Source organism: Polymorphobacter sp. PAMC 29334 (assembly GCF_019431245.1).
Classification (GTDB): Bacteria; Pseudomonadota; Alphaproteobacteria; order Sphingomonadales; family Sphingomonadaceae; genus Polymorphobacter_B; species Polymorphobacter_B megasporae.
Window position 1 is genome coordinate 2,733,923 of sequence record NZ_CP080243.1, and the last position, 23,239, is coordinate 2,757,161.

Sequence of the window (23,239 nt, forward strand, 5' to 3'; positions counted from 1 at the left end):
GAGCCCGGGCTAACCTAGGAGCGTTCCCGCCATCAGCCCATCGATCGCCCCCTGGAGGATGTACGCGGCGGCGAGCTTGTCGATCATCGCATGCCGCTTTGCCCGGCTGAGGTCGGCATCGATCAGCGCGCGCTCGACCGCCTGCGTCGACCAGCGCTCGTCCCACAGCAGGATCGGGCGTTCGAGCGGAATCTCGATCGACTTGGCGAACTGGCGGACCGACTGGGTCCGCGGCGAATCGCTGCCGTCCATGCTCAATGGCAGGCCGACGATCAGCCCGACGATCCGCTCCTTCTCGAGCAGTTGCTTCAGTATCGCGAGGTCAGGGGTGAACTTGGTCCGCTGGATTGTGATCAACGCGGTGGCAAAGCTCCATCCCGCGTCACAAGTCGCGATACCGATCGTGCGCGTGCCCACGTCGAGGCCCGCGAGGCGACCGCCCTGCGGCAGCTCGGCCTTGAACCCGCCCGGGTCGACGATCATCCGGGAATGAACGCGTCGACGCGACGCTCGAAATCGGCACGAATGTTCGCCCAGAACAGGTTGTAATCATATACCTGATAGTCGTTGCCCGGCAGGACATACTTGTCCAACGCCCCCGGCGGATCGCCGATCGAGACGATGCCCGACGGCAGGCATCGCGCGCCGATCCCACCCGCGACGATCGTCGCGGCCTCGGGCGTCGCGCCGGGGACCAGCGAGCCGATGTTCGCCGCCGGAGCCGCCATCTTCGCCGTCGCCACGCCAAGCAGCGGATTGACGCAGACGACGCGCGTTCCCTTGCGGCTCCGCGCGGTTAGTCCCGGGGTCGCGTCGAACACCGCGCGGCTTGCAGCGATGTCGGCGGGCTCGGCAAAGCTCTGCCACGTCAGCAGGCAGTGCGTCGCCTCGGGGGTCGTACACGGCTCGACGCCCAGCGCGGGCAGGTCGGCGACCGAGACCGGTGTGCCGACCGCATAGACCGCGACGATCCGCTGCGCGATCGGCTGCCCGGCGACGCGGTCGTGTAGCAGCCGCAGCAGGTGAAGCGCCCCCTGCCCGTGCCCGGCCAGCACGATCGGCGCCTCCTTCGGCGCGGCGGCGACGAAGGCATCGAACGCCCGCTGCACGTCGCCATAGGCGAGGTCGAGCGCCTTGGTTGCATCGGGCGACGCGACCAGCGAAGCCCCGAATACCGCCTGCCGGTACTTCGGGGCCCAGACCGCGCCGATGCCGTTGAACACGCTCGCGTCCGACCGCAACGACCCGGCAATCCGAGGCTCTACCGCCGTATCGCCGACCGCCATGTTCCAGTGGTCGCGACCGAGATCGGCGGTCGGGGTGATGAAGAACACAGCGACCCGCGGGTGCGGCGCGGCGGCGTATCCCGGCGGAGCCCAGCGCGCCGGGTCGGTCGCCAGCACCGGGTTCGCGGCCCACGCCGTTGGCAGCGCATAGTCGGGCGGCGGCGCAACCCGGCTGTCGGCGAAGCGCACCGACGGCACTAGTGCCGCCGCGATCAACCGCGCGCCGAACAGGCGGTACGCCAGCGCAGCCCCCACGACGAGCACGATGACGGCGGCGATGATCCACAGGAAGCGGCGTGCGAGCATGGCTTTAACTCTCCGTGCCGGGCCATAGCATGACGATATCGATCCGAGATATGGGTCCGGCAACAGATACGGCTGCGGCACGTTATGCCGCGGCAACGAAGGAGCGCGGGCATGCGGCTGGATGACGAACGCGAGAGCAGCAATGTCGAGGACGACCGCGGCCAGGGCGGCGGCGGCGGGTTCGGCTTCGGTGGCGGCGGTGGCGGCGGCTTCGGCGGCGGGCTCGTGCCGATGCTGTTCGGCTTCGTCCTCAGCCGCTTCGGCTGCGGCGGGGTTGTCGTCCTCGGCATCATCGTGCTGATCTTCGGCGGCTTCGGCAATCTCGGCAGTCTCGTCGGCGGGCTTGGCGTTGGCGGTAATGCCCCGACCCAGCAGATCGGCCAACCGCAGGACGACGTCGCCGCCCCCGGCCCGACCGCCGCCACCGGCCAGGAGGACTCAAGCAAGCGTTTCGTCCGCAAGGTCCTCGCCTCGACCGAGGACACCTGGGCCAAGCTGCTGCCGGCACAGGCCAATGTGCGCTACGTCGACCCCAAGCTCGTCCTTTACACCGGCCGGACCCAATCGGGCTGCGGCGGCGCATCCTCGGCATCGGGGCCGTTCTACTGCCCCGCCGACCGCAAGGTCTACCTCGACACGAGCTTCTTCGACGAGCTGTCGAGCCGCTTCGGCGCCCCGGGAGACTTCGCCCAAGCCTATGTCATCGCCCATGAAATCGGCCACCACGTGCAGAACCTGCTCGGCATCTCCGACCAGGCCGAGGCGGCGATGTCGCGCGGCTCGGCGCGCCAGCGCAACGCCGTCTCGGTCCGCCTCGAGCTCCAGGCCGACTGCTTCGCCGGGGTCTGGGCGCACGCCAACCCCGACCTGCTCAGCCCCGGCGACGTCGAGGAGGCGCTCAAGGCGGCGACCGCGATCGGCGACGACCGGCTCCAGCAGGCAGCGCAGGGCACCGTCGTCCCCGACAGCTTCACCCACGGCAGCAGCGCCCAGCGCGTCCACTGGCTCCAGCAAGGCCTGACCGACGGGACGATCGCCGGCTGCAACACATTCAAGGACGGGGCGGTCTAGCTAGGCCGGCCCTGCCCGGGGGTGTTCGCGCCACCACGCAAACACCCCCCGCTGCTCCCGCGCAACATACGCCGCCGCCTCAGCCCCGACGAACAACCCCTTGTAATCGCTTCGCCCAATCCACCATCCCTGCCCCGGCAGCCGGTCGCTCTGGCGGACCACCAGCACCGCGAGGTCGGGCCGCCCCGCCCCGCGCTCGGCGGCGTCGACGTCCATCAGCACCACGCACAACGCCCGCATCTTGGGGCGGCTGAAGGCGTAGCCGAGCGCGCCAAGCACCTCCGAATACGTCACGCTCTCCCCCGCCCGCGCGCGCGCGTGGAGCAGCGCCGCGACGTGATCGGGGTCGATCAATGCCTCCGCCGCGCCTGCCACGCGTGCAGCCCGCCGACGATCACCCCGCCGATGACGACCCCGGCAACCCCCGCACCGAGCGCCCCGGCGACCCATTCGGCGACCGGCCCGGCCAGTCCTCCCGCCAAGACCGCGAGATGGTGGACGACATCGCCCGGCCCAGCGACGCCGTATTCGGCAAGCCCGTGGAGCACGATCCCGCCGCCGACCCACAGCATCGCCGCCGTCCCGACCGCCGCCAACCCCTTGAGCAACCCCGGCATTCCCGACACCAGCGCGCGCCCGAACACGCGCAACGGAGCCGCCGCCCCCCCGCGCAGCCGTGCCAGCGCAACCCCGGCGTCGTCGGCCTTCACGATCAGCGCGACCGCGCCATAGACGAGCACGGTGATGCCGACCCCGACGACGGCGAGGACGATCGCGCGGTTCAAGAAGCTTTCGGCGGCGACGGTGCCGAGCGTGATCGCCATGATCTCGGCCGACAAAACGAGGTCGGTGCGGATCGCCCCGGCGACCAGCGTCGCCTCGTCGCGCACCTCAGCCGCCGCGCCGTGCTCGCCGCCGACGCCGAACGCCGCGACGAGCTTCTCGACCCCCTCGACGCACAGATACGCGCCCCCCGCCATCAGCAGCGGCGTGATCGCCCACGGCGCGAGCGCACTCAGCGCCAGTGCGGCCGGCAGTAAATACAACAGCTTGTTGCGTAGGCTTCCCATTGCGATGCGCCAGACGATCGGCAACTCACGCGCCGCCGCAAAGCCGACGACATAGGTCGGCGTCACCGCCGCATCGTCGATCACCACCCCCGCCGCCTTGACCGCCGCCTTCGCGGTGAGCCCGGCGGTATCGTCGAGCGTCGCCGCCGCGACCTTCGCCAGCGCCGCGACATCGTCGAGCAACGCGATCAACCCGGTCGCCATCAGGCGGCCCTTGCCGGTGTGGAAGAGCCTAAGTTCAAAATAAGTTCACACAAAAGCACGTGTTTTGCGTTTGCCCTTCCCCGGCAAGTCGACCCCTCGGATATCCGCCCGACCGGTGCTGCGCAGCGCCGCGACCCGCGGAAGTCCACGACGTGCAGAAGACGGGTTTTTTCAAGCTTCCGGAGCATCCAAAGTGTCAAGCCAGCTTGTCAAAGTTGACGAAGTTGACGCCACGCCGGATCGAAACACTGCCCCCGCTTGGCCAGCCACCGCCCGCCGCCCCGCAACCCCGTCCCGAAACGCTCGCCGCCAAATTCACCGTCACCAATTCCATCCTCCCGCTTTCGACTCGACCCGCCAAATTACCGCATCGGCGAGGGTGTAGGACAGCGATATCTCGGAGGGCGCGCGGTTGGTCGGGATCGCGCCGCATGTTAGGCTAGTCGAGCAGGAGGCTACGATGCCGACAAGAACCATCACCCTCGCCGAACCCGCCGCGCAATGGGTCGACGATCGCGTCCGCGACGACGGCTATCCCAACGCCGACGCCTATGTCGCCGCCCTCGTCGAGCGCGAGCGCGCGGAGGCGGAGAAGCTGACGGCCCTCCGCGCGGCGGTGGCGCAGGGCCTCGCCAGCGGCATCAGCAAGCGGTCGCTCAAAGACATCATCCGCGACGGACGTATCCGACACGCGAATAATTGAAGTCCGTATCAGCGAAGATGCTGATCGCGATCTCGATGCCATCCTCGATTATGGCGCAGCGCATTGGGGAATTGATCGTGCCGTCGCCTATCTCGCGATATTCGACGACCAATTCACCCGCCTCGCCGAATTTCCTTTTCTCGGAACGCTCCGCCCGGATGTAGGCGACGGTGTCAGGAGCCTGTCGCTCGGCAGTCACATAACGTACTTCAGAAGCGAACGCGACGCCGTCACGATCGCACGCATACTTCATAGGCGAATGGCGCCTGCGAAACATTTTTGAGCATACCAGCGGGTACTTTGAAGCTTCGCGACGCTCCACATAACTGTGAAGCGTCGCTAGGCAATTATGCCGCTTCGCTCAGCGCCGGAACCATGTCTGAGATGCCCATTTCACAACGCAGAATAGTGGCGATCGCACGACGCGTAGATGCACCTGCTCCAAGAAACGCCAGCGTTGCCGACCCATCTTTAGCGGACTTTTCCGTGACAAGCTCCGACCAGATCGACGCATTACGATTCCAGTCGACTTTTGACGCCAAGGCGCGCGCGAACTCCGCCCGGTCGATATTCTGTAGAACAAATGCAATATCGTAATATATAAGGCCAATTGCTTGCCAGCCGGCTGAACTTAGATGAACACTATCACGCTGCGTCCACGTCGGACCCATCGCGTCAGCGAATACGTCGAGAAACTCGGAAAGCGCTCCCAGAACCGTAGAGGCGTCTTTACTTGTCAGGTGAGCATCTGCAACCGCAACGTTTCGAGCCCCTTCCACGTAACGAGCGCCTTCTAGCGCGGCACGAACAAAACGGAGCAACACGGGCTGAACCACTACCGCCTTCGACTTTGATCCAAGCGAAGCCGCTTTAGTGTCCATTCCAAACTTCTTAATGTTTTCGACATTCGCCGCCAGAAAATATGTCGCGCGGATGTAAGGATCGCTATTATCCAGCGCAATTGCATCCTTTGCCGATACCGGCGTCACCTTAAAGTTAAAGTCGTGAAATAGCTGTCCGATCTCGACTTGCGAGAGCGGAGCTTGCCCCTTACGAGGCGAATAGAATACACAAGGAAGAGAAATTTCTGACAAAGCTTGCTTAAGATACGCCTTATCGTCATCGCTAATATCGGCTCCCAGCATAGTATCAACTAGCGCGAGCGCACCGCTAATTCTGCCTAATCCATCAAGCGCGACGCGTTTATTGTGAACTCCAGTATCGATAGACATATTTACGACACCTGGTGCACCGGCAATATCCACATATTCGATAGGATATTCTACAGCAATACAGATCGCGGGGAACCCGCCGACAAGTATAGATTCTGGAAACATCCTGTCTTCAATGTAATTGCGGATAGCGTCACGCCTATTTCCAGACGTCTTGCGCTGCATATACTCGTACAGTTCGACTATTTTCTGATCATTAAGCAGTCGCCGACGATCGCTGCGCGGGTCATGGCCCAACAACGGTACGATATCGAATGGATTGATCTGCGTAGCATATGTAGCGAGGCGTGGACCGTGCAGCCCTACCATCGCGGGATATGTTTGACGTGAGCGAACAGCTTGGAACAATGGGCCTTCCGACGACGCGTCGGTTTTGATATAGGCGAAGGTCTGAGACATCGGGCTCTCCATGAGCAGTTTCAGTGAATGCCGGCGAGCTGAACCTCGCCGGCATTCTTTTCATACCCGAAACAATCTGGTGGTCAAGCCTCCCCGCACAATTTTCTGCGGGGAATGCGGTTTGCGATGCCGAATTCGCCTTTCCCCGTAATTTACTCCGCTGCCACGCCGAGCAACCCGCCCTGCGCCCCGTCATCCCCCTCGTTCGCCGCGCCCACGGTCGCCGCTTGCGCGCCCTTGCGGCGGTCGAAGGCGTCCCAGACTTCGTTCCAGTTGCCCTTGGTCGCGGCCTTCGAATATTCCGTCGCGCGGGCTTCGAAGAAGTTCGCGTGTTCGACGCCGTTGAGCAGCGGGGACAGCCACGGCAGGGGGTGTTCGTCGATCATGTAGATCGGCTTCATGCCGAGCTGCTTCAAACGCCAGTCGGCGGTGAAGCGGACGTACTGCTTGATCTCCTTCGGGGTCATGCCGGTGACCGGGCCCATTTCGAAGGCGAGGTCGATGAACGCGTCCTCGAGCCGGACGGTCCGCATGCAGACGTCGGCGATGTCGTCGCGCAGCTTCGACGTCATCACGCCGGTCTCGGCGCAGAAGGCGTGGAACAGCTTGATGATGCCTTCGCAGTGGAGGCTTTCGTCGCGGACGCTCCACGTCACGATCTGGCCCATGCCCTTCATCTTGTTGAAGCGCGGGAAGTTCATCAGCATGGCGAAGCTGGCGAACAGCTGGAGCCCCTCGGTAAAGCCGCCGAACATCGCCAGCGTGCGCGCGATGTCGCCGTCGTTATCGACCCCGAAGGTGCCCATGTAATCGTGTTTGTCGCGCATTTCCTTATAGTTGAGGAAGGCGCTGTATTCGCTTTCGGGCATGCCGATCGTGTCGAGCAGGTGGCTGTACGCTGCGATGTGGACCGTCTCCATGTTGCTGAACGCGGTCAGCATCATCTTGACCTCGGTCGGCTTGAACACGCGGCCGTATTTCTCGTGGTAGCAATCCTGCACCTCGACGTCGGCTTGGGTGAAGAAGCGGAAGATCTGGGTGAGCAGGTTGCGCTCGTGCTCGGTCAGCTTCTGCGCCCAGTCGCGGCAATCCTCCCCCAGCGGCACCTCCTCGGGCATCCAGTGGATCTGCTGCTGGCGCTTCCAGAAGTCGAACGCCCACGGGTATTCGAACGGCTTGTAGGTGTTGGAGGATTTGAGCAGGGACATGGGTGGCGGTCCTTAAACGTCTGATTCCAAAATCTTTTTGTCATCCCCGCGAAAGCGGGAACCCAAAGTCACGAGATTGCGACCTTGGGTCCCCGCTTTTGCGGGGATGACAGCGGGAGGGAGGCACCCGCGCGCCGCGTCATCATCAGCCTGTCGGTAAGCAAGGGGGCCAGGTTCGCGCGTCGTGGAATGCGCGAAGCCGGCCCCCTCACCCGCCCGCCGGGGCAACGCGCCCCGGCCGGTCCCGCTCCTTTTCGCCCGAAGGCTCGAGCAGCGGGGGCGCCTTACTGACAGGCAAGGCACTCGTCGTAATCGTTCGGCTCCAGCTCGAGCTGGCGCAGGTCCGGCGTGTTGTCGGCCTCGACCCCGCCGGCGAACCCGGCGCGCTGGATCGACTTCGACCGCAGATAATACAATGACTTGATACCCAACTCCCATGCGCGGAAGTGAAGCATCAGCAGGTCCCACTTCTCGACGTCGGCAGGGATGAACAGGTTGAGGCTCTGCGCCTGGTCGATGTACGGGGTGCGGTCGCCGGCGAGTTCGAGCAGCCAGCGCTGGTCGATCTCGAACGCGGTGCGGTACACCGCCTTCTCCTCGGGGGTAAGGAAGTCGAGGTGCTGGACCGACCCGCCCTGCTCGAGGATCGAGTTCCACACGTTTTCGCTGTTCTTCGACTTGGCGGTGAGGAGCTTTTCGAGGAACGGGTTGCGGATCGAGAACGACCCCGACAGCGTCTTGTGGGTGTAGATGTTCGCCGGGATCGGCTCAATGCACGCGCTGGTGCCGCCGGTGATGATCGAGATCGACGCGGTCGGCGCGATCGCCATCTTGCAGCTGAAGCGCTCCATCACGCCGGCGTCGGCGGCGTCGGGGCACGCGCCGCGCTCGTTCGCGAGGTGCATCGACGCTTCATCCACCTGCGCGCGAATGTGGCGGAAGATCTTCATATTCCACGACTTCGCCATCGCACCCTCGAAGGCGATGCCGCGTGCCTGGAAGAAACTGTGGAGCCCCATGACGCCGAGGCCGACTGAACGCTCACGCTCGGCGGCGTAGCGCGCACGCTCCATCTCGGGCTCGGCGCGCTCGATATAGTCCGACAGGACGTTGTCGAGGAAGCGCATGATGTCCTCGATGAAGCCCTTGTTGCCCTGCCAGTCGTCCCACATCTCGAGGTTGAGCGACGACAGGCAGCACACCGCGGTGCGGTCGCGGCCATACTGGTCGACCCCGGTCGGCAGGGTGATTTCCGAGCACAGGTTCGACGTCGAGACGCGCAGGCCGACGTCGCGCTGGTGCTTGGGCATCGCGTCGTTCACGTGATCGATGAAGACGATGTACGGCTCGCCGGTCGCCAGCCGCGTCTCGACGAGCTTGGTGAACAGGCCGCGCGCGTCGACGGTGGCGCGGACGTCGCCGGTCTTCGGGCTGATCAGGTCCCAGCTTTCACCCGCCTTGACGGCTTGCATGAACTTGTCGGTGACGAGGACGCCGTGATGCAAATTCAACGCCTTGCGGTTGAAGTCTCCCGATGGTTTGCGGATTTCGAGGAATTCCTCGATCTCGGGGTGGTTGACGTCGAGGTAGACCGCCGCCGACCCGCGCCGCAGCGACCCCTGGCTGATCGCGAGCGTCAGGCTGTCCATGACGCGGACGAAGGGGATGATGCCGCTGGTCTTGCCGTTGAGGCCGACCGGCTCGCCGATACCGCGGACGTGGCCCCAATAGGTGCCGATGCCGCCGCCGCGCGCCGCAAGCCAGACGTTCTCGTTCCACGTGTCGACGATCTTCTCGAGGCTGTCGCCGACCGAGTTGAGATAGCACGAGATCGGCAGGCCGCGCCCGGTGCCGCCGTTCGACAGGACCGGGGTCGACGGCATGAACCACAGCTTCGACATGTAATCGTACAGCCGCTGGGCGTGCTCGGCACTGTCGGCGTATGCAGCGGCGACGCGGGCGAACAGGTCCTGATACGACTCGCCCGGCAGCAGATAGCGGTCCTTGAGCGTCTCGCGGCCGAAGTCGGTGAGCAGCGCGTCGCGGCTGCGGTCGACGGTGACCGGCCATTTCCACGGCATCACCGTGCTCGAACTGCGTGGGGCAGCGGGTGCGGCGGGCTGCTCCGTCGCGGGCACAGCCTGCTCTGCGGGCTGGGACGCTTGCGCCGCATGCGCGGACGCGCCGCTCACGGGAGGCTCAAGGGTCATCGTCTCGCCGCTCAACGTCATTCTCGTCACTCCACCTGCCGCCCGGCTCACGTAATTCGGGTCCCGGCGTTTCGCCTCGAACCCTTGTCCACGATCGCGGCGGCTTCGCCAATGTTCTTTTTTCGTTCTCCCGGTGCGAGGAGCGGTCGCAGTGCCGCGGAATATTCCGCTACCACCACGGCTTGTGTCCGCCCCCCAGATCACCGGCTACAGATAGTGCCCTAAACCCGCCGCGACACAAGCATGAATATGGTGATCAAAGGCTGAATGAGCAAGGTCAACGGCTTGTCCGCGCTGGTTGAAGACCTGCCCGAAACCGGTTCTGCGCGGCTGTACCGCAGGGGGCAAATCGGGTCGCCCCCGGCTGCCGCAACGCCGACTCGGGATCGCCTCAAATCGCGCCGACGACCCGAATCGGAAGCTCCCGGAAGCCATGATTGACTCGGCAACGAACTTGGCTAAGCTTCTGGCTAACCGGCTGGAGCATCGAACCATGACGATCGTCAACGTCCTCGAAGCCAAGACCAACCTGTCGCGCCTCATCGCCGACGTCGAGGCGGGCGGCGAGGTCATCATCGCGCGCAACAACAAGCCGGTCGTGCGGCTGGTGCTGGCGGGAACCGGGGGCTTGGCCGAGGCAACGCTGGCGTGGCAGCCGGGGCCAGCCACGCCGCGCGTTCCTGGCCGGTTGGCAACGCCTAAATCCAAGCGCCGCTTCGGGTCGATGAAGGATTTGGTCGCGTGGGATGATCGCTTCAACGACCCGCTCCCCGCCGACGAACTCGCCTTGTGGAATGGTGAGGGCGAGTGAGGCTCCTGCTCGACACGCATGCCTTGCTGTGGTGGGTGGCGGGCGATGAGCGGATGCCGATCAGCGCACGCGAAGCGATCGACGCGGCGACCGAGACATTCGCGAGCGCGGTTTCTGCGATGGAAATCGCGACCAAGTTCAGGATTGGAAAGCTGCCCGAAGGCCGATTGCTGGCCGGCGATTTCGAGGTCCAGCTTTTGGCCCACGGCTTCAGCACGCTATCATTGACCGCCCGCCATGCCCAGCTCGCCGGTAACCTGCTGATCGCCAACAAGGACCCATTCGACCGGATGCTGATCGCCCAGTCGATCATCGAAGGCATCCCGCTGGTGTCGAACGAGGTGGGGTTCGACCATTTCGGGGTGAGCCGGGTGTGGTAGGGCGCAGTGGCTGATTAGGGGTGGAGGGCGGACACTAATCTGCCATGTCCTTGAGTATGCAGTGCTTGGTTCCAGGCTGGGATCGACACATCAGTTGATGCTCATCAGGGTAAAGACCGATCGCATCCACTATTCGGATGAGGAGGGTCAGGACGAGCTAAAGAGCTAGCGCCGATCGTCGCGTACAACCAATCCGCCCTTCATGACGAAGCTGACATGCTGGACGGTGGCAATGTCGGCGAGCGGATCGCCGCGCACGGCGATGAGGTCGCCATAATGGCCGGGTGTCAGCGCACCGACCTTGTCCGCCCAGCCCATCAGCGCGGCGGCGTTGATCGTCGCTGCGCGCAGCGCCCCCAGATTGCCGAGCCCGAAGCTTGCAAGCGCCTCGATCTCGACCGCGTTGCGGCCGTGATCGGCGGCGGAACCCGGATCGAAGCCGCTCGCAACTCGGACGCCCAGCCGCGTCGCGGTGGCGAGATTGGCACTGACCATCGCGACGAAGGCGTCGATCTTTGCCTGCACCGCGGGAGAATGCGCCTTGCGCATTTCCTCCCACACGACGCCCTTAGTCGTAACCCATGTGACGCCCTTGGCCTTCATCTCAGCAAGGAGCACAGGCGTGAGGTGATCGCCGTGCTCAATCGAGTCGACGCCAGCGGCGAGCGCGTTGGCGATGCCCTGCGTGGTCGTGGCATGGGCTGCGACCTTACAATGAAAGCGATGCGCCTCATCGACGACCGCGCGCAGTTCCTCGACCGACAACGTCGGCTCCCTCCAATCGGCGTAGACCTTTAGCAGGTCTGCGCCATGACCGATCTGTTCGCGTGCCGCCCGGCGCGCTTCGTCGACGCCGCTAACCAGCTGCGCGCCCACCGGAAATTCCGGCTGGTCCCAGGCGACACCGAAGGGGAAATATTGGCCGATCATCGCGATGCCACGCGAGGCGCCCTGCATGCGGGGGCCCTCAACCAATCCGGCCTCGATCGCATCACGCAGATCGAGATCGGCATAGCCGCTGCCCTCGCTCTCGACATCACGCACGGCCGTGAAGCCGGCGAGGAGTGTTGCCTTCGCGTCGGCCGCGCCGTCGAGCGCGCGGCGAGCCAACGATTCAGTGGCGAGCGTTTGAACATACGAGTCGGCACCATCGCCCATTCGGGCCATCAGATGGGTGTGCGCATCGATCAATCCGGGCAGCAGGGTCTCATCACCGAGATCAATCACCTGCGCACCGGCCGGGACCGCAAGCGCGCTGCCCGAGGCGGTTATCAGCCCGTCGGTGATCACGATCACCGCATTTGGAACGTAGTTGCCGGCCGCTACGTCGAGCATGCGCGCGGCTTTGACCACGACTACTGTCGCCGACGCTTGAGGCGACGTTGCGTGCGCCGACAGAGGCAACGCTAGCCCCATCAGAGCGGCCAGACACCTTCGGATCATCGCCTTGTCCCCTTGCTTAGACGCATGCTGTCGAAGCAAGCACGTGATGCAATTGGGCGGATTTGGACGATCGATCGCTCAGCTTAATCGAGAAGCTGTCTACGGTTCGAGACCTTCCACGACCCTCGTCCGGATCTCGATCAGGCCGACTTGAAGATATAACTCGACCCGACGATCGACCGGATCACCTTCTGCGGCATCGCCGCGAGGGCGGCCGCGATGAAGGTCTCGCCGGTGCAGTGGCCGGGGATGATATAGTCCGGGTCGATCGCCTGCATCAGCGCCAGCGTCGCCAATGCCTGCTCGCGGGTCTGCGGCGGGACGAGGTGGAAGCCGCCGACGATCGCGTGGACCTTGTCGATCCCCGACACCGCCTGCGCGCGGCGGACGGTGTTGATGATGCCGCGATGACTACACGAGCCGATCACGACCAGCCCGCGTCCGGCGACATTATACGCCGTGCCGAGTTCGTGCTCGGCATCGTCGACGACGAAGGCCTTGTCGCGCTTGGCCGGATCGAGCAGGTCGCGCGCGCAGTTCTGCCCCGGGAGCATGCCGCTCGGGACGCGCGGATGCTCCGATGAGACGAATGGGATGCGGCCGGTCGTGAAGCCCTGCCCGGCGACGATCCGCGGGTCGCCCGAAACGACGAGATCGACGCCGGCCCGGAGGATCGCCGGGCGGTCGATCGCCCCGAACGACGAGCCATCGGCGTCGGTACCGCGAATCCGCGCGCAGAACGCCTCCTCGCCGCCGACGTACAACGGCGTCCCCCGCCGTACCTTGCCCGTCGCCAGCAAGCCGTCGAGCCCGCCGAAATGGTCGTAGTGACCGTGGCTCAGCACCATCGCGTCGATCGTCTCGGGCGCAATGCCGAGCAGCGTCATATTGTTGAGCAACGCGGCCGGGGTGTAGCCGAAGTCGATCAGGGTGGTCCGCGCCGTGCCCGCAGCGGACGACGTCGCGAGCAGCGAATAGCCCCACTGCCCGGCAAAGGCGGTGTGATAGTCCTTGGTGATCGGCGGCGGGACGACGTCGATATCGGGCCGCGAGACCGATGCGCCGAAGACGCTGGTCGTGCTGTCGATCAGGACCGTCAGCTTAAGCCGGTCGACTGACGGGACGGCGAGGAGCGGTGCAGCCGAGAGCGCCGCGCCCGGCAACGCCAGAAAGGCTCCACCGATAGCGAGGAGTGAGCGGCGATCCAGATCCACGACGGCCTCCAATATCACGGAACGCCACGCTGCCAGATCGCTGCGCGTCGGGAAAGCGTCTCGACCTGCCCGGGGCCGATCAACACCCTCGGCAAGTCACTGCCGCACCCACTGGAACGAAACGCGACCCTGCCCCATATTGCCCGACATGGCTGCCATCCAGATCCGCACCTCGCTCGCCGAACCCGAAAGCAACGGCGCGTTCGTCCCCCACCGCCCGGCGCGGCCCGAGAAGTCGGAGGGTGGCAAGGCGTTCCGGCTCGTCACCGATTACATGGCAGCAGGCGACCAGCCGGCGGCGATCGCGGAGCTCGTCACCCAGGCCAACGCCGGCGACCGCGACCAGGTGCTGCTCGGCGTCACCGGATCGGGCAAGACCTTCACCGCGGCGAAGGTGATCGAGGCGGTCCAGCGCCCGGCCCTCGTCCTCGCGCCGAACAAGATCCTCGCGGCGCAGCTGTACGGTGAATTCAAATCGTTCTTCCCGGACAATGCCGTCGAATATTTCGTCAGTTACTATGACTATTACCAGCCCGAGGCGTATGTCCCGCGCTCCGACACGTACATCGAGAAGGAGTCCTCGGTGAACGAGGCGATCGACCGGATGCGCCACTCGGCGACGCGGTCGCTGCTCGAACGCGACGACGTCATCATCGTCGCCTCGGTGTCGTGCCTGTACGGCATCGGCTCGGTCGAGACGTACTCGGCGATGACCTTCAGCCTGAAAAAGGGCATGACCGCCGACCGTGGCGAGATCATTCGCAAGCTCGTCGCGCTCCAGTACAAGCGCAACGACCAGGCCTTCGCGCGCGGCAATTTCCGCGTTCGCGGCGACACGGTCGAGCTGTTCCCGTCGCACTATGAAGACAGCGCGTGGCGCATCGTCTTCTTCGGCGACGAGATCGAGACGATCACCGAATTCGACCCGCTGACGGGGCAGAAGGTCGCCGACCTGATCTCGATCAAGGTCTACGCTAACTCGCATTACGTCACGCCCGGCCCGACGCTCAAGCAAGCGTCGGAGGCGATCAAGCACGAGCTGACCGAGCGGCTGAAGGAGATGCACATCGAGGGCAAATTGCTCGAGGCGCAGCGCTTGGAGCAGCGGACAAACTTCGATCTTGAGATGATCGCCGCCACCGGCAGTTGCGCCGGCATCGAGAACTACAGCCGCTTCCTGACGGGCCGTCTCCCCGGCGAGCCGCCGCCGACATTGTTCGAATATCTCCCCGAAAACGCCCTGCTGTTCGTCGACGAAAGCCACGTCACCGTGCCGCAGATCGGCGGCATGTCGCGCGGCGACCACCGGCGGAAACTGACCCTCGCCGAATACGGCTTCCGCCTGCCGTCGTGCATCGACAACCGCCCGCTGCGCTTCGAGGAATGGGAGGCGATGCGCCCGCAGACGGTGTTCGTCTCTGCCACCCCGGGCAAGTGGGAGATGGAGGCGACCGGCGGCGTCTTCGTCGAGCAGGTCATCCGCCCGACCGGGCTGATCGACCCGCCGATCGAGATCAAGCCGGTCGAAGACCAGGTCGAGGACTGCATCGCCGAGGCGCGCAAGGTCGCGGCCAACGGCTACCGCACCCTCGTCACGACGCTGACCAAGCGGATGGCCGAGGACCTCACCGAGTTCATGCACGAGGCCGGCCTGCGCGTCCGCTACATGCACAGCGACGTCGAGACGCTGGAGCGCATCGAGCTGATCCGCGACCTCCGGCTCGGCGTCTACGACGTGCTGGTCGGGATCAACCTGCTGCGCGAAGGCCTTGATATTCCTGAGTGCGGGCTTGTCGCGATCCTCGACGCCGACAAGGAGGGGTTCCTTCGCTCGGAGACCTCGCTGATCCAGACGATCGGCCGCGCCGCGCGCAACGTCGAGGGCCGCGTCATCCTCTACGCCGACCGGATCACCGGCAGCATGGAGCGCGCGATGGCCGAAACCGACCGCCGCCGGTCACGCCAGGCGAGCTACAACCTCGAACACGGCATCACCCCGACGACGATCAAGCGCAACATCTCCGACGTCCTCGCCGACGTGTCGATGCGCGACGGCGTGGTGGTCGACACCGGCGACGACGAAACCCCGAACCTCGTCGGCCACAACCTCAAGGCGTACATCGCCGACCTCGAAAAGCAGATGCAGAGCGCCGCCGCCAACCTCGACTTCGAAATCGCCGCTGCGGTGCGGGATCAGATCAGGCGGCTAGAGGCGGACGACTTGGGGCTGCCGAGCACGGGGGCGAAGGTCGCCCCCGTCAAGGGACGCGCGGTCGGGGGAGCGCCGGGAACACGCACGACGCGGTTCGCGAAGGCGAAGGCTGCGCGGGAAGCGCGGCGGCAGGGCGGGCGTTAGCGCACCGCCAGGCCGTCACACTGTGAGTTCTGCCGCGAGCAGTTGACGGCGACGTGTCGGTGCGGCGCTGGTTACCGCCCGGATCAGAGGAAGATGTCGCTGAAAGCACATCGGATCGCAGACTGCGGCGGCGCGCAAACCCAGCCATGCCTGCATCAGCCCGAGCAACGCGCCCTCGTGACGACCATCGCACATCCGATCGACGAGGAACGGCTCTGCATCGCGCGGCAGGACCCGCCACGCGAGAGCGTTGGCCGCCCCTTCCTGCGCACGCCCATCACGTCCGTCGAGATACGTCGCAAGGTCGAAAAGATAGGCCTTGTCCTGCGTCAGATCGAACAAGACCTCGTGCCGGATCACATCCCACCGCCAGTCGAACGAGGCGACCCGCGACGCGGCCTGCCGCAGGGCAGCGACCAATCCGGCATCGCCAACGTGGCGCAACCCCATCAGGTCGACCGTGTTTCCGGCGAGCGCGCGCGCAAGCATCATGTCGCGCGCCTTCTCACGCTCTCTATCGGTCATTTCGGCAAAGTCGGCCGGGGTATAGCCATCGCCCTTTTCGCGCCCGTGCGCCGCGTACTGTCGCTGAAACTGGTCGATGCTCATCGACCCGGCCGCGGCCGGCCGAGACTATAGTTGAACGTCGGCAAGGATTTTCTTCCGCCTTGCCGGTCCAGCCGCACAGGCCGCCTTGATAAAGGTCAGGTGCTTCTGAAAGACCGACATCTCCCAAATCCTCACGCCACGCGATGCCAGCCACGCATCGACCAAGGGGCCTACGATGCATTCGTGCCGACCATCGGTCAGGCGCTCGGCGATCCGCTCCCCAAAATCCCCGGGCAAAGAATGGCGCGCAAGGGCTTCGGCCGCCATCTTTGCCTCGTCGTCGCTCCCTCCATCGGTCATCGCCAGCAGCGGCTCCAGTTCCGCCGGTTCGCTAGTCAGCTGAAACAGCGTTTCGCGACGTACGATATCCCAGCGCGCGCCAAGGGACGCGACGCGATTCGCTGCCGCTCTAAGGCCGGTCACGGTCGTCGCATCGCCGACGAGACGCAGACCGTCGAGGTCGACCGTGTCGCCGGCCAGCGCCCGCTCGAGCAACATGGAGCGGGCATGCGCAAGTTCATCGCCCGACATTCCAGCGAAGTGGAACGGAAAATATCCCTCCCCCTTTTCCTGGGCGACGGCGTCGTACTGGCGTTGAAAATCGGAGAAAGTCACGGTCCCTTGCTTTCATTGGGCAGCACGACCTTCTCGTCGAAGTTCGTGATCCTGCCGGTGCGCAGTCCGTCCTTGATCGCGGGCTGTTCATATGTCTTGTAGATATAGCCCCCGCCAGCCTTCTCAGGCGACTGGACTGCCGTGACGTCGCCGGACATGCCCTCCGCGTATTTTTGTGACGTTCCGCCCCAGACCTCTTTTCCGCCCTTGTCCCACGGCATCTTGGACTGCAGCCCGTCCCAGTTGTCGATCACCCGGCCGCCCGGCGTCTGTTCGAGCGTGACGCCACCGTGGTCGGCGGCATAGGCCCCCGCCGCATCCTTGTTGCCCGACCACAGATATCCGCGATCGCGCGGCGACGAAACGTCGAGACGGCGGACGATGGCGTTGGCGTCGCCGGCGTCGACATGCGGCTGCAGGATGGCGCGTGCCTCGTCGATCTTACCCGCGTTCGACAGACTGGTGATCCGCGTCCGGTCTCCGACGACCTTGGCTTCGCCCGCCAGCTTCGGGCTGGCGACGATGAGGCCCATTCCGGCGACGCCTTGCAGCAGATCGCGATATCCCGGCCCGAGGGCATCGCCGATCTTGCCGGGTCCCTCCATCCCGCCATAGCCGAGGGCGCCGATTGCGAGGTAGCCGCCGAACGCAGAACACCCCGTCGCTTGCATCCCCCGCTCGTCGCGACGACAAGCGCGCGGCAATGACCCCTCCCCTTTTCCTCACCCGCCTCGGTGACCGCATCACGCGTACCTTTGCCGTCGAGCCCGGCACCGTCGACACTGTCCGGCGGCGGGTGGCGACTGGCATCGGGGCGGTGGTGCTCGGGCTGGTCGCGCTCGCCTTTGCCAAGGGCGGCGATCTCGCTCGCGCAGGGTTCGCACAGATCGTCCACGCCGCGCCGTATGCGCCGCTGCTCCTGACCCCGGCGATGTTCGCAGGCGTAGTCTGGCTGACGCGGCGGTATGTGCCCGAGGCGCGGGGGTCGGGGATTCCACAGGTGATGGCGGCGGCGCGGGTTCCCGATGCGCCCGAGAGCCAGAAGCTCGTGTCGGTGCGCGCGGCGGCGGCGAAGATCGGGCTGACGCTCGGCATATTGCTCGCGGGCGGGTCGGCGGGGCGCGAGGGGCCGACGGTCCAGTTGAGCGCGGCGGTGATGGTCGCGGTCCACCGGGTGTTGCGCGTGCCGCTTAGCGCGGGAGTCTATATCGCCGGGGGCGCGGCGGGGGTCGCGGCGGCGTTCAACACGCCCTTGGCGGGGGTCGCCTTCGCGATCGAGGAGCTTGCCGCCGCCTACGAACAGCGCGTCGCGATCCTCGTCATGGGCGCGGTGATGATCGCCGGGATGGTCAGCCTCGGCGTCGCCGGGGATTATGTCTATTTCGGCGAGATGCATAAGACGCTGGCGCTGCGCGCGGTGGTGCTCGCGGCCCCGGCGGCGGGGATCGTCGGCGGGATCGCCGGGGGGCTGTTCAGCCGCCTCGTCCTCGGCTTCGCCACGGGCCACAAGCGGTGGCAGCGGCGGCTGACGTCGCGCCCGGTGGTCTTCGCAGCGCTGTGCGGGCTGGCGGTGGCGGTGCTCGGGATCGTCAGCGGCGGGCTGACATGGGGCACCGGCTATGACGCGACCAAGATGCTCGTGGAGGGGCACGGCCAGCCGTTGTGGTTCGGCGTCGCCAAGTTCGGTGCATCGCTCGCGACGACGCTGTCGGGGGCTCCGGGCGGGGTGTTTGCGCCGTCGCTCGCGGTTGGCGCCGGCGTCGGCAACCTGCTGACGCCGCTGTTCCCCGACGATCCGGCGGGTGCGATCGTCCTGCTCGGCATGACCGGATATTTCGTCGGCGTCGTCCGCGCGCCGCTGACCGCGGTGATCATCATCACCGAGACGACTGCGAGCCGCGGGATGATCCTGCCGCTGTTCTTCACCGCGCTGATCGCCGAGGTCGCGAGCACGCTCGTCTGTCGCGAGCGCCTGTACCACGGCCTGTCGCGCGCGTTCGGCGTGCCTGCACCGCACACGCCGTAGATCGGACCGGCGACCCTCGACCGCAGCGGCGCCGCCGCGTATCGATCGCGCTGGGCAGTCGCGGAGGCGGGACGGATGAACGCAGCGGTCGAACCCGCGACCGTCGGGGCGCGCCGGGGCCTGGTGTGGGGTTTCGATATCTCAGCAAGCGGGGCGGAGCCGATCGAAACCGCGCTGCCCGACATCACCTTCGCCGCGCCGCCGGGAATGCTGCGCTGGCTCCATGTCAGCCTCGCCGACCAATGGACGCGGCGCTGGTTCGACGATAGCGCGCTGCCCGCCGATGTCCGCGAGCTGCTGCTGTCGGTCGACCGCCACCAGCGCGCGCTCGTCGACGGCGACGCGATCGCTTTCATTGTCCACGATTTCGAACGGGACTTCGACACGCCCGCGACGGCGCAGATGGGGGCGCTGACGGTGCTGCTTTTGCCAGGCTGCGTCGTCACCGCGCGGCTCCATCCCTTGTGCGCGATCGATGTCGTGCATCGCCGCATCCAGGCGGGCGCGGCCCCGGCGACGACGGCGGCGGCGCTCGACCTGCTGCTGTCGGGGGTGACGCAGGTGGCGAGCGAAGTCTCCGCCGACCTGACCGCGACGGTGCAGGCGGCGGAGGACGCGTTGCTCGACGATGGGCACGAGCCCGATGCGCGCGCGTTGCTGGTGGTGCGCAAGCGGTCGATCCAGGTGTCGCGGCAGATGAGCGGGCTGCGCGCGATCCTCGCCCGGCTCGAGGACGACGATGCGGTGCCGCGCGAACTGCTCCCGGCGGTCGCCAAGCATGCCCAGCGGACGGCAGCGGTCGAAGGCGACATGCTCGCGATCCAGGGCAATGTCCGGCTGCTCCGGGAGGAGATGGAGATGCAGACAGCGACGCGGACGAGCGACAACCTGTACCTGCTATCGATCCTCAGCGCTCTGCTGCTGCCGGCGACGCTGGTGACGGGGATATTCGGGATGAACACCGGCGGGCTGCCGTGGACGACGGCGGCGCATGGGACGGCGCTGGCGATGGCGCTCGTGGCGGGGTCGGCGGCGGCGGTGTTCCTGTGGCTGCGGGCGCGGGGTTTTTTCCGACAGTAGCGGGGGTGTTTTCGCCAATAGCTTAGCGCTGGGGTGGGAAGCTCTTGTGTCAAACTGCTGTCATCCCCGCGAAAGCGGGGACCCAAAGTCACAACAGGTGGAGACCTTGGGTCCCCGCTTTCGCGGGGATGACAATTTAGGATGCGATCGTTTCGCTCGTTCCAGCGCCTCAGCCAGCCGTGTCGTCCGCAGCCTCGCCAACCACCTCGCCGTCGCCCTCGTCGCCGATCTTCGCCGCCGAGACGACGTGCTCGCTGCCATCGACCCGGAACAGCATGACCCCCTGCGCGCCGCGGCCCATGATGCGGATTTGCTTCGCTTCGGTGCGGATCAATTTGCCCTGGTCGGTGACGAGCATGATCTCGTCGGAGTCAGTCGCGGGGAAGCTGGCGACGACGGTGCCGTTGCGCTCGGAGTCGGCGATCGTCGCGATCCCCTGCCCGCCGCGCCCCGACTGGCGGTACTCGAACGCCGAGGTGCGCTTGCCGAAGCCGTTCGAGGTGACGGTGAGAATGAACTCCTCCGCCGCCGCGAACTGCGCCATGCGGGTTTCGGACAATGCGCGTTCGCCGGGCTCGGGCTTCCACGCGGCGGCGCGGAGATAGTCCTCACGCTCCTGCGGCGTCGCATCGAAGGGCTTGAGCACCGACATCGACATCACCGCGTCGTCGCCGTTGAGCGCGATCCCGCGCACGCCGGTCGACGTGCGGCTGACGAATTCGCGGACGTCCTCGACGGCGAAGCGGATCGCCTTGCGGTTCTTCGTCACGAGCAGCACGTCGTCGGCGGCATCGCACAAGGCGACCCCGATCAGCCGGTCGTCGTCACCGTCGTCGAAGCGGATCGCGAGTTTGCCATTCGCATTGATGTTGGTGAACGCATCCATCGAATTGCGCCGGACCGACCCCTTGGCGGTGGCGAACATGACGTGGAGCCGTTCCCACGCCGCCTCATCCTCGGGCAGCGGCAGGACGGTGGTGATCGTCTCGTCCTTGTCGAGCGGCAGCATATGGACCATCGGGCGGCCTTTGGCGTTGGGCCCGCCGAGCGGCAGCTTCCACACCTTGAGGCGATAGACCTTGCCCGCGCTCGAGAAGAACAGCACCGGCGTGTGCGTCGAGGTGACGAACAGGTTGGTGACGACGTCCTCGTCCTTGGTCGACATCCCCGACCGGCCCTTGCCGCCGCGTTTTTGCGCGCGATAGTCGGACAGCGGCACGCGCTTGATGTAACCGGTCATCGTGACCGTCACGACCATCTCCTCGCGGGTGATCAGGTCCTCGTCGTCGATGTCGTCGCCCGCGGTGACGATCTCGGTTCGGCGCTTGTCGATGAACGGGTCGGAGCCGTTCAGCTCCCCACGGAGGACGGCGTACAGCTTGGCGCGGTCGCGAAGGATTTCGAGCAGCTCGGCGATGCTGACCGAGATTTCCTTGAGCTCGGTGCCGATCTCATCGCGGCCGAGCGCGGTCAGCTTGGCGAGGCGGAGTTCGAGGATCGCGCGGACCTGGATGTCGTCGAGATGGTACGGGCCGTCGACGACCGGGGTTGCTTCGGTCTCGCCGTCCTCGATCAACGACAGATATGGCGCGATCTCGTCGCGGGCGAATGGCTCGGCCATCAACGTCGCGCGGGCTTCGGCGGGCGAGGCGCTGCTGCGGATGATGACGACGACGCGGTCGAGGTTGGCGACCGCGACGACGAGGCCGATCAAGACATGCGCCCGGTCGCGCGCCTTGTTCAATTCGAATTTCGAGCGCCGGGTGATGACCTCTTCACGGAATTTGACGAACGCCTCGATGACGTCCTTCAAATTGAGCAGTTCGGGACGCCCGCCGCGGATCGCGAGCATGTTGATCGCGAACGACGATTGCGCCGGGGTGTGGCGGTAGAGCTGGTTGAGCACGACCTCGGGCACCGCATCGCGCTTGAGGTCCATGACGACGCGAACGCCCTCGCGGCTGCTTTCGTCGCGCAGGTCGGAGACGCCCTCGATCCGCTTGTCCTTGACCGCCTCGGCGATCTTCTCGACCAACCCGTTCTTGCCGAGCTGGTACGGGATTTCCGTCAGGACGATCGAGCGGCGCTCGCCCCGGCCCTCCTCGACGATCGCGCGCGCGCGCATGATCACGCTGCCGCGCCCGGTGTGGTATGCTTGGCGGATGCCCGAGGTGCCGAGCAGCAGCCCAGCAGTCGGGAAGTCGGGCCCGGGGATGAACCCCATCAGCTCGTCGATCGTGATCGCCGGATTGTCGATGTACGCGCGGGTCGCGTCGATGACCTCGCCGAGGTTGTGCGGCGGGATATTGGTCGCCATGCCGACCGCGATGCCGCCCGCGCCGTTGACCAGCAGGTTCGGGAAGCGCGCCGGCAGGACGGCGGGCTCGTGCTCCGACCCGTCGTAGTTGGCGATGAAGTCGACGGTGTCCTTGTCGATGTCGGCGAGGAGCTCGTCGGCGACCCGCGCCAAGCGCGCCTCGGTGTAGCGCATCGCGGCGGGGGCATCGGGGTCCATCGAGCCGAAGTTGCCCTGCCCGTCGATCAGCGGCAGCCGCATCGACCAGTCCTGCGTCATCCGCGCGAGCGCGTCGTAGATCGAGCTGTCGCCGTGCGGGTGGTACTTACCCATGACGTCGCCGACGATGCGCGCCGACTTGCGGTACGGCTTGCCCGCGACGAAGCCGCTCTCGTGCGCGCCCCACAGGATGCGGCGGTGGACGGGCTTGAGGCCGTCGCGAACGTCGGGCAGCGCGCGCGCGACGATGACGGACATCGCGTAATCGAGGAAGCTCGTCCGCATCTCGGTGACGATCGAGACCGGCTTAATATCGGGTTCGCCGGGGGGAAGCGTGGTCGGGTCGGCCAAGGGGTTCTACCTGTCGTGCGACGACTGTCGCGGAGGTGTCATATCTAGGCGATGCGGGCGCAAAAGGCCAGTTTTTCCGGCTGTCTTGAGCGGCAACCCAATCCACGCGCCATGCTCGGCTGCGCGATGTTGCCCTTACCAGTGTTGCGG

Annotated in this window: 21 protein-coding genes; 8 read left to right on the plus strand and 13 right to left on the minus strand. The window is 65.8% G+C overall.

What is annotated here, in order from left to right; all coding sequences use genetic code 11:
* Nucleotides 1-9: 9 nt before the first annotated feature.
* Nucleotides 10-483 carry a Holliday junction resolvase RuvX gene (gene ruvX / locus KZX46_RS16675; RefSeq protein WP_219774910.1) on the minus strand — a complete coding sequence of 158 codons (474 nt, stop codon included), beginning with the start codon at nt 481-483 and terminating at the stop codon, nt 10-12.
* Nucleotides 480-1,592, minus strand: a complete 1,113-nt coding sequence (locus tag KZX46_RS16680; RefSeq protein WP_219774911.1) for a DUF3089 domain-containing protein — start codon at nt 1,590-1,592, stop codon at nt 480-482. Before KZX46_RS16680 ends, ruvX begins: the two co-directional genes overlap by 4 nt.
* Nucleotides 1,593-1,703: 111 nt before the next feature.
* Here KZX46_RS16680 and KZX46_RS16685 point away from each other — a divergent pair, with 111 nt between their 5' ends.
* Nucleotides 1,704-2,663 (plus strand): neutral zinc metallopeptidase, encoded by a 960-nt coding sequence (locus tag KZX46_RS16685; protein ID WP_219774912.1) that lies wholly within the window; start codon nt 1,704-1,706, stop codon nt 2,661-2,663.
* Here KZX46_RS16685 and KZX46_RS16690 read toward each other — a convergent pair whose 3' ends face one another.
* The gene (locus KZX46_RS16690) at nt 2,664-3,038 is read right to left on the minus strand and encodes a ribose-phosphate pyrophosphokinase (protein ID WP_226896007.1); all 375 of its coding nucleotides are present in this window, start codon (nt 3,036-3,038) and stop codon (nt 2,664-2,666) included. It lies immediately after the preceding gene.
* Nucleotides 3,014-3,937, minus strand: coding sequence for a DUF808 family protein (locus KZX46_RS16695; protein ID WP_219774913.1), 924 nt, complete (start codon nt 3,935-3,937; stop codon nt 3,014-3,016). The genes KZX46_RS16690 and KZX46_RS16695 overlap by 25 nt, the downstream gene beginning before the upstream one ends.
* Before the next feature lie 460 nt (nt 3,938-4,397).
* On the opposite strand from KZX46_RS16695, the gene KZX46_RS16700 reads away from it, so the two are divergent.
* The gene (locus tag KZX46_RS16700) at nt 4,398-4,640 is read left to right on the plus strand and encodes a type II toxin-antitoxin system ParD family antitoxin (RefSeq protein WP_219774914.1); all 243 of its coding nucleotides are present in this window, start codon (nt 4,398-4,400) and stop codon (nt 4,638-4,640) included.
* A 40-nt stretch (nt 4,641-4,680) separates the two neighbouring features.
* Nucleotides 4,681-4,923 carry a type II toxin-antitoxin system RelE/ParE family toxin gene (locus KZX46_RS23515; RefSeq protein WP_370647557.1) on the plus strand — a complete coding sequence of 81 codons (243 nt, stop codon included), beginning with the start codon at nt 4,681-4,683 and terminating at the stop codon, nt 4,921-4,923.
* Nucleotides 4,924-4,987: 64 nt separating this feature from the next.
* Here KZX46_RS23515 and KZX46_RS16710 read toward each other — a convergent pair whose 3' ends face one another.
* From KZX46_RS16710 to KZX46_RS16720, 3 genes are all read right to left on the minus strand, one after another.
* Nucleotides 4,988-6,271, minus strand: a complete 1,284-nt coding sequence (locus KZX46_RS16710; RefSeq protein ID WP_219774915.1) for a DNA sulfur modification protein DndB — start codon at nt 6,269-6,271, stop codon at nt 4,988-4,990.
* A gap of 152 nt (nt 6,272-6,423) precedes the next feature.
* Complete coding sequence (locus tag KZX46_RS16715; protein WP_219774916.1) at nt 6,424-7,479, minus strand: ribonucleotide-diphosphate reductase subunit beta; 1,056 nt, start codon at nt 7,477-7,479, stop codon at nt 6,424-6,426.
* 284 nt (nt 7,480-7,763) lie between these two features.
* A complete protein-coding gene (locus KZX46_RS16720) occupies nt 7,764-9,710 on the minus strand; it encodes a ribonucleoside-diphosphate reductase subunit alpha (protein WP_370647465.1) in 1,947 nt (648 codons plus the stop codon).
* Between the two features lie 472 nt (nt 9,711-10,182).
* On the opposite strand from KZX46_RS16720, the gene KZX46_RS16725 reads away from it, so the two are divergent.
* Nucleotides 10,183-10,500 (plus strand): type II toxin-antitoxin system Phd/YefM family antitoxin, encoded by a 318-nt coding sequence (locus tag KZX46_RS16725; RefSeq protein WP_219774918.1) that lies wholly within the window; start codon nt 10,183-10,185, stop codon nt 10,498-10,500.
* A complete protein-coding gene (locus tag KZX46_RS16730; protein WP_219774919.1) occupies nt 10,497-10,880 on the plus strand; it encodes a type II toxin-antitoxin system VapC family toxin in 384 nt (127 codons plus the stop codon). The genes KZX46_RS16725 and KZX46_RS16730 overlap by 4 nt, the downstream gene beginning before the upstream one ends.
* 165 nt (nt 10,881-11,045) lie before the next feature.
* Here the strand turns inward: KZX46_RS16730 and KZX46_RS16735 are convergent, their stop codons facing one another.
* On the minus strand, nt 11,046-12,215 hold the full coding sequence (locus KZX46_RS16735; RefSeq protein ID WP_219774920.1) for an amidohydrolase family protein: 1,170 nt from the start codon (nt 12,213-12,215) through the stop codon (nt 11,046-11,048).
* Nucleotides 12,216-12,463: 248 nt separating this feature from the next.
* Nucleotides 12,464-13,537: an MBL fold metallo-hydrolase gene (locus tag KZX46_RS16740; RefSeq protein WP_219774921.1), complete on the minus strand. Its 1,074-nt coding sequence runs from the start codon at nt 13,535-13,537 to the stop codon at nt 12,464-12,466.
* Nucleotides 13,538-13,685: 148 nt separating this feature from the next.
* Between KZX46_RS16740 and uvrB the strand changes: the two genes are divergently transcribed.
* Nucleotides 13,686-15,893, plus strand: a complete 2,208-nt coding sequence (uvrB, locus tag KZX46_RS16745; protein WP_219774922.1) for an excinuclease ABC subunit UvrB — start codon at nt 13,686-13,688, stop codon at nt 15,891-15,893.
* Nucleotides 15,894-15,908: 15 nt separating this feature from the next.
* Here uvrB and KZX46_RS16750 read toward each other — a convergent pair whose 3' ends face one another.
* The 3 genes from KZX46_RS16750 to KZX46_RS16760 are packed head-to-tail and all read right to left on the minus strand — an operon-like array spanning nt 15,909 to nt 17,788.
* Nucleotides 15,909-16,502, minus strand: a complete 594-nt coding sequence (locus KZX46_RS16750) for a hypothetical protein (protein WP_219774923.1) — start codon at nt 16,500-16,502, stop codon at nt 15,909-15,911.
* Between the two features lie 24 nt (nt 16,503-16,526).
* On the minus strand, nt 16,527-17,117 hold the full coding sequence (locus KZX46_RS16755; RefSeq protein WP_219774924.1) for a hypothetical protein: 591 nt from the start codon (nt 17,115-17,117) through the stop codon (nt 16,527-16,529).
* A complete protein-coding gene (locus KZX46_RS16760) occupies nt 17,114-17,788 on the minus strand; it encodes a hypothetical protein (RefSeq protein WP_219774925.1) in 675 nt (224 codons plus the stop codon). The genes KZX46_RS16755 and KZX46_RS16760 overlap by 4 nt, the downstream gene beginning before the upstream one ends.
* A gap of 32 nt (nt 17,789-17,820) precedes the next feature.
* Here KZX46_RS16760 and KZX46_RS16765 point away from each other — a divergent pair, with 32 nt between their 5' ends.
* Both KZX46_RS16765 and KZX46_RS16770 read left to right on the plus strand, forming a co-directional pair.
* On the plus strand, nt 17,821-19,143 hold the full coding sequence (locus tag KZX46_RS16765; RefSeq protein WP_219774926.1) for a chloride channel protein: 1,323 nt from the start codon (nt 17,821-17,823) through the stop codon (nt 19,141-19,143).
* A gap of 75 nt (nt 19,144-19,218) precedes the next feature.
* Nucleotides 19,219-20,223 (plus strand): CorA family divalent cation transporter, encoded by a 1,005-nt coding sequence (locus tag KZX46_RS16770; RefSeq protein WP_226896008.1) that lies wholly within the window; start codon nt 19,219-19,221, stop codon nt 20,221-20,223.
* 169 nt (nt 20,224-20,392) lie between these two features.
* Here KZX46_RS16770 and gyrA read toward each other — a convergent pair whose 3' ends face one another.
* A complete protein-coding gene (gene gyrA / locus KZX46_RS16775; RefSeq protein WP_219774927.1) occupies nt 20,393-23,089 on the minus strand; it encodes a DNA gyrase subunit A in 2,697 nt (898 codons plus the stop codon).
* Nucleotides 23,090-23,239 lie beyond the last annotated feature (150 nt).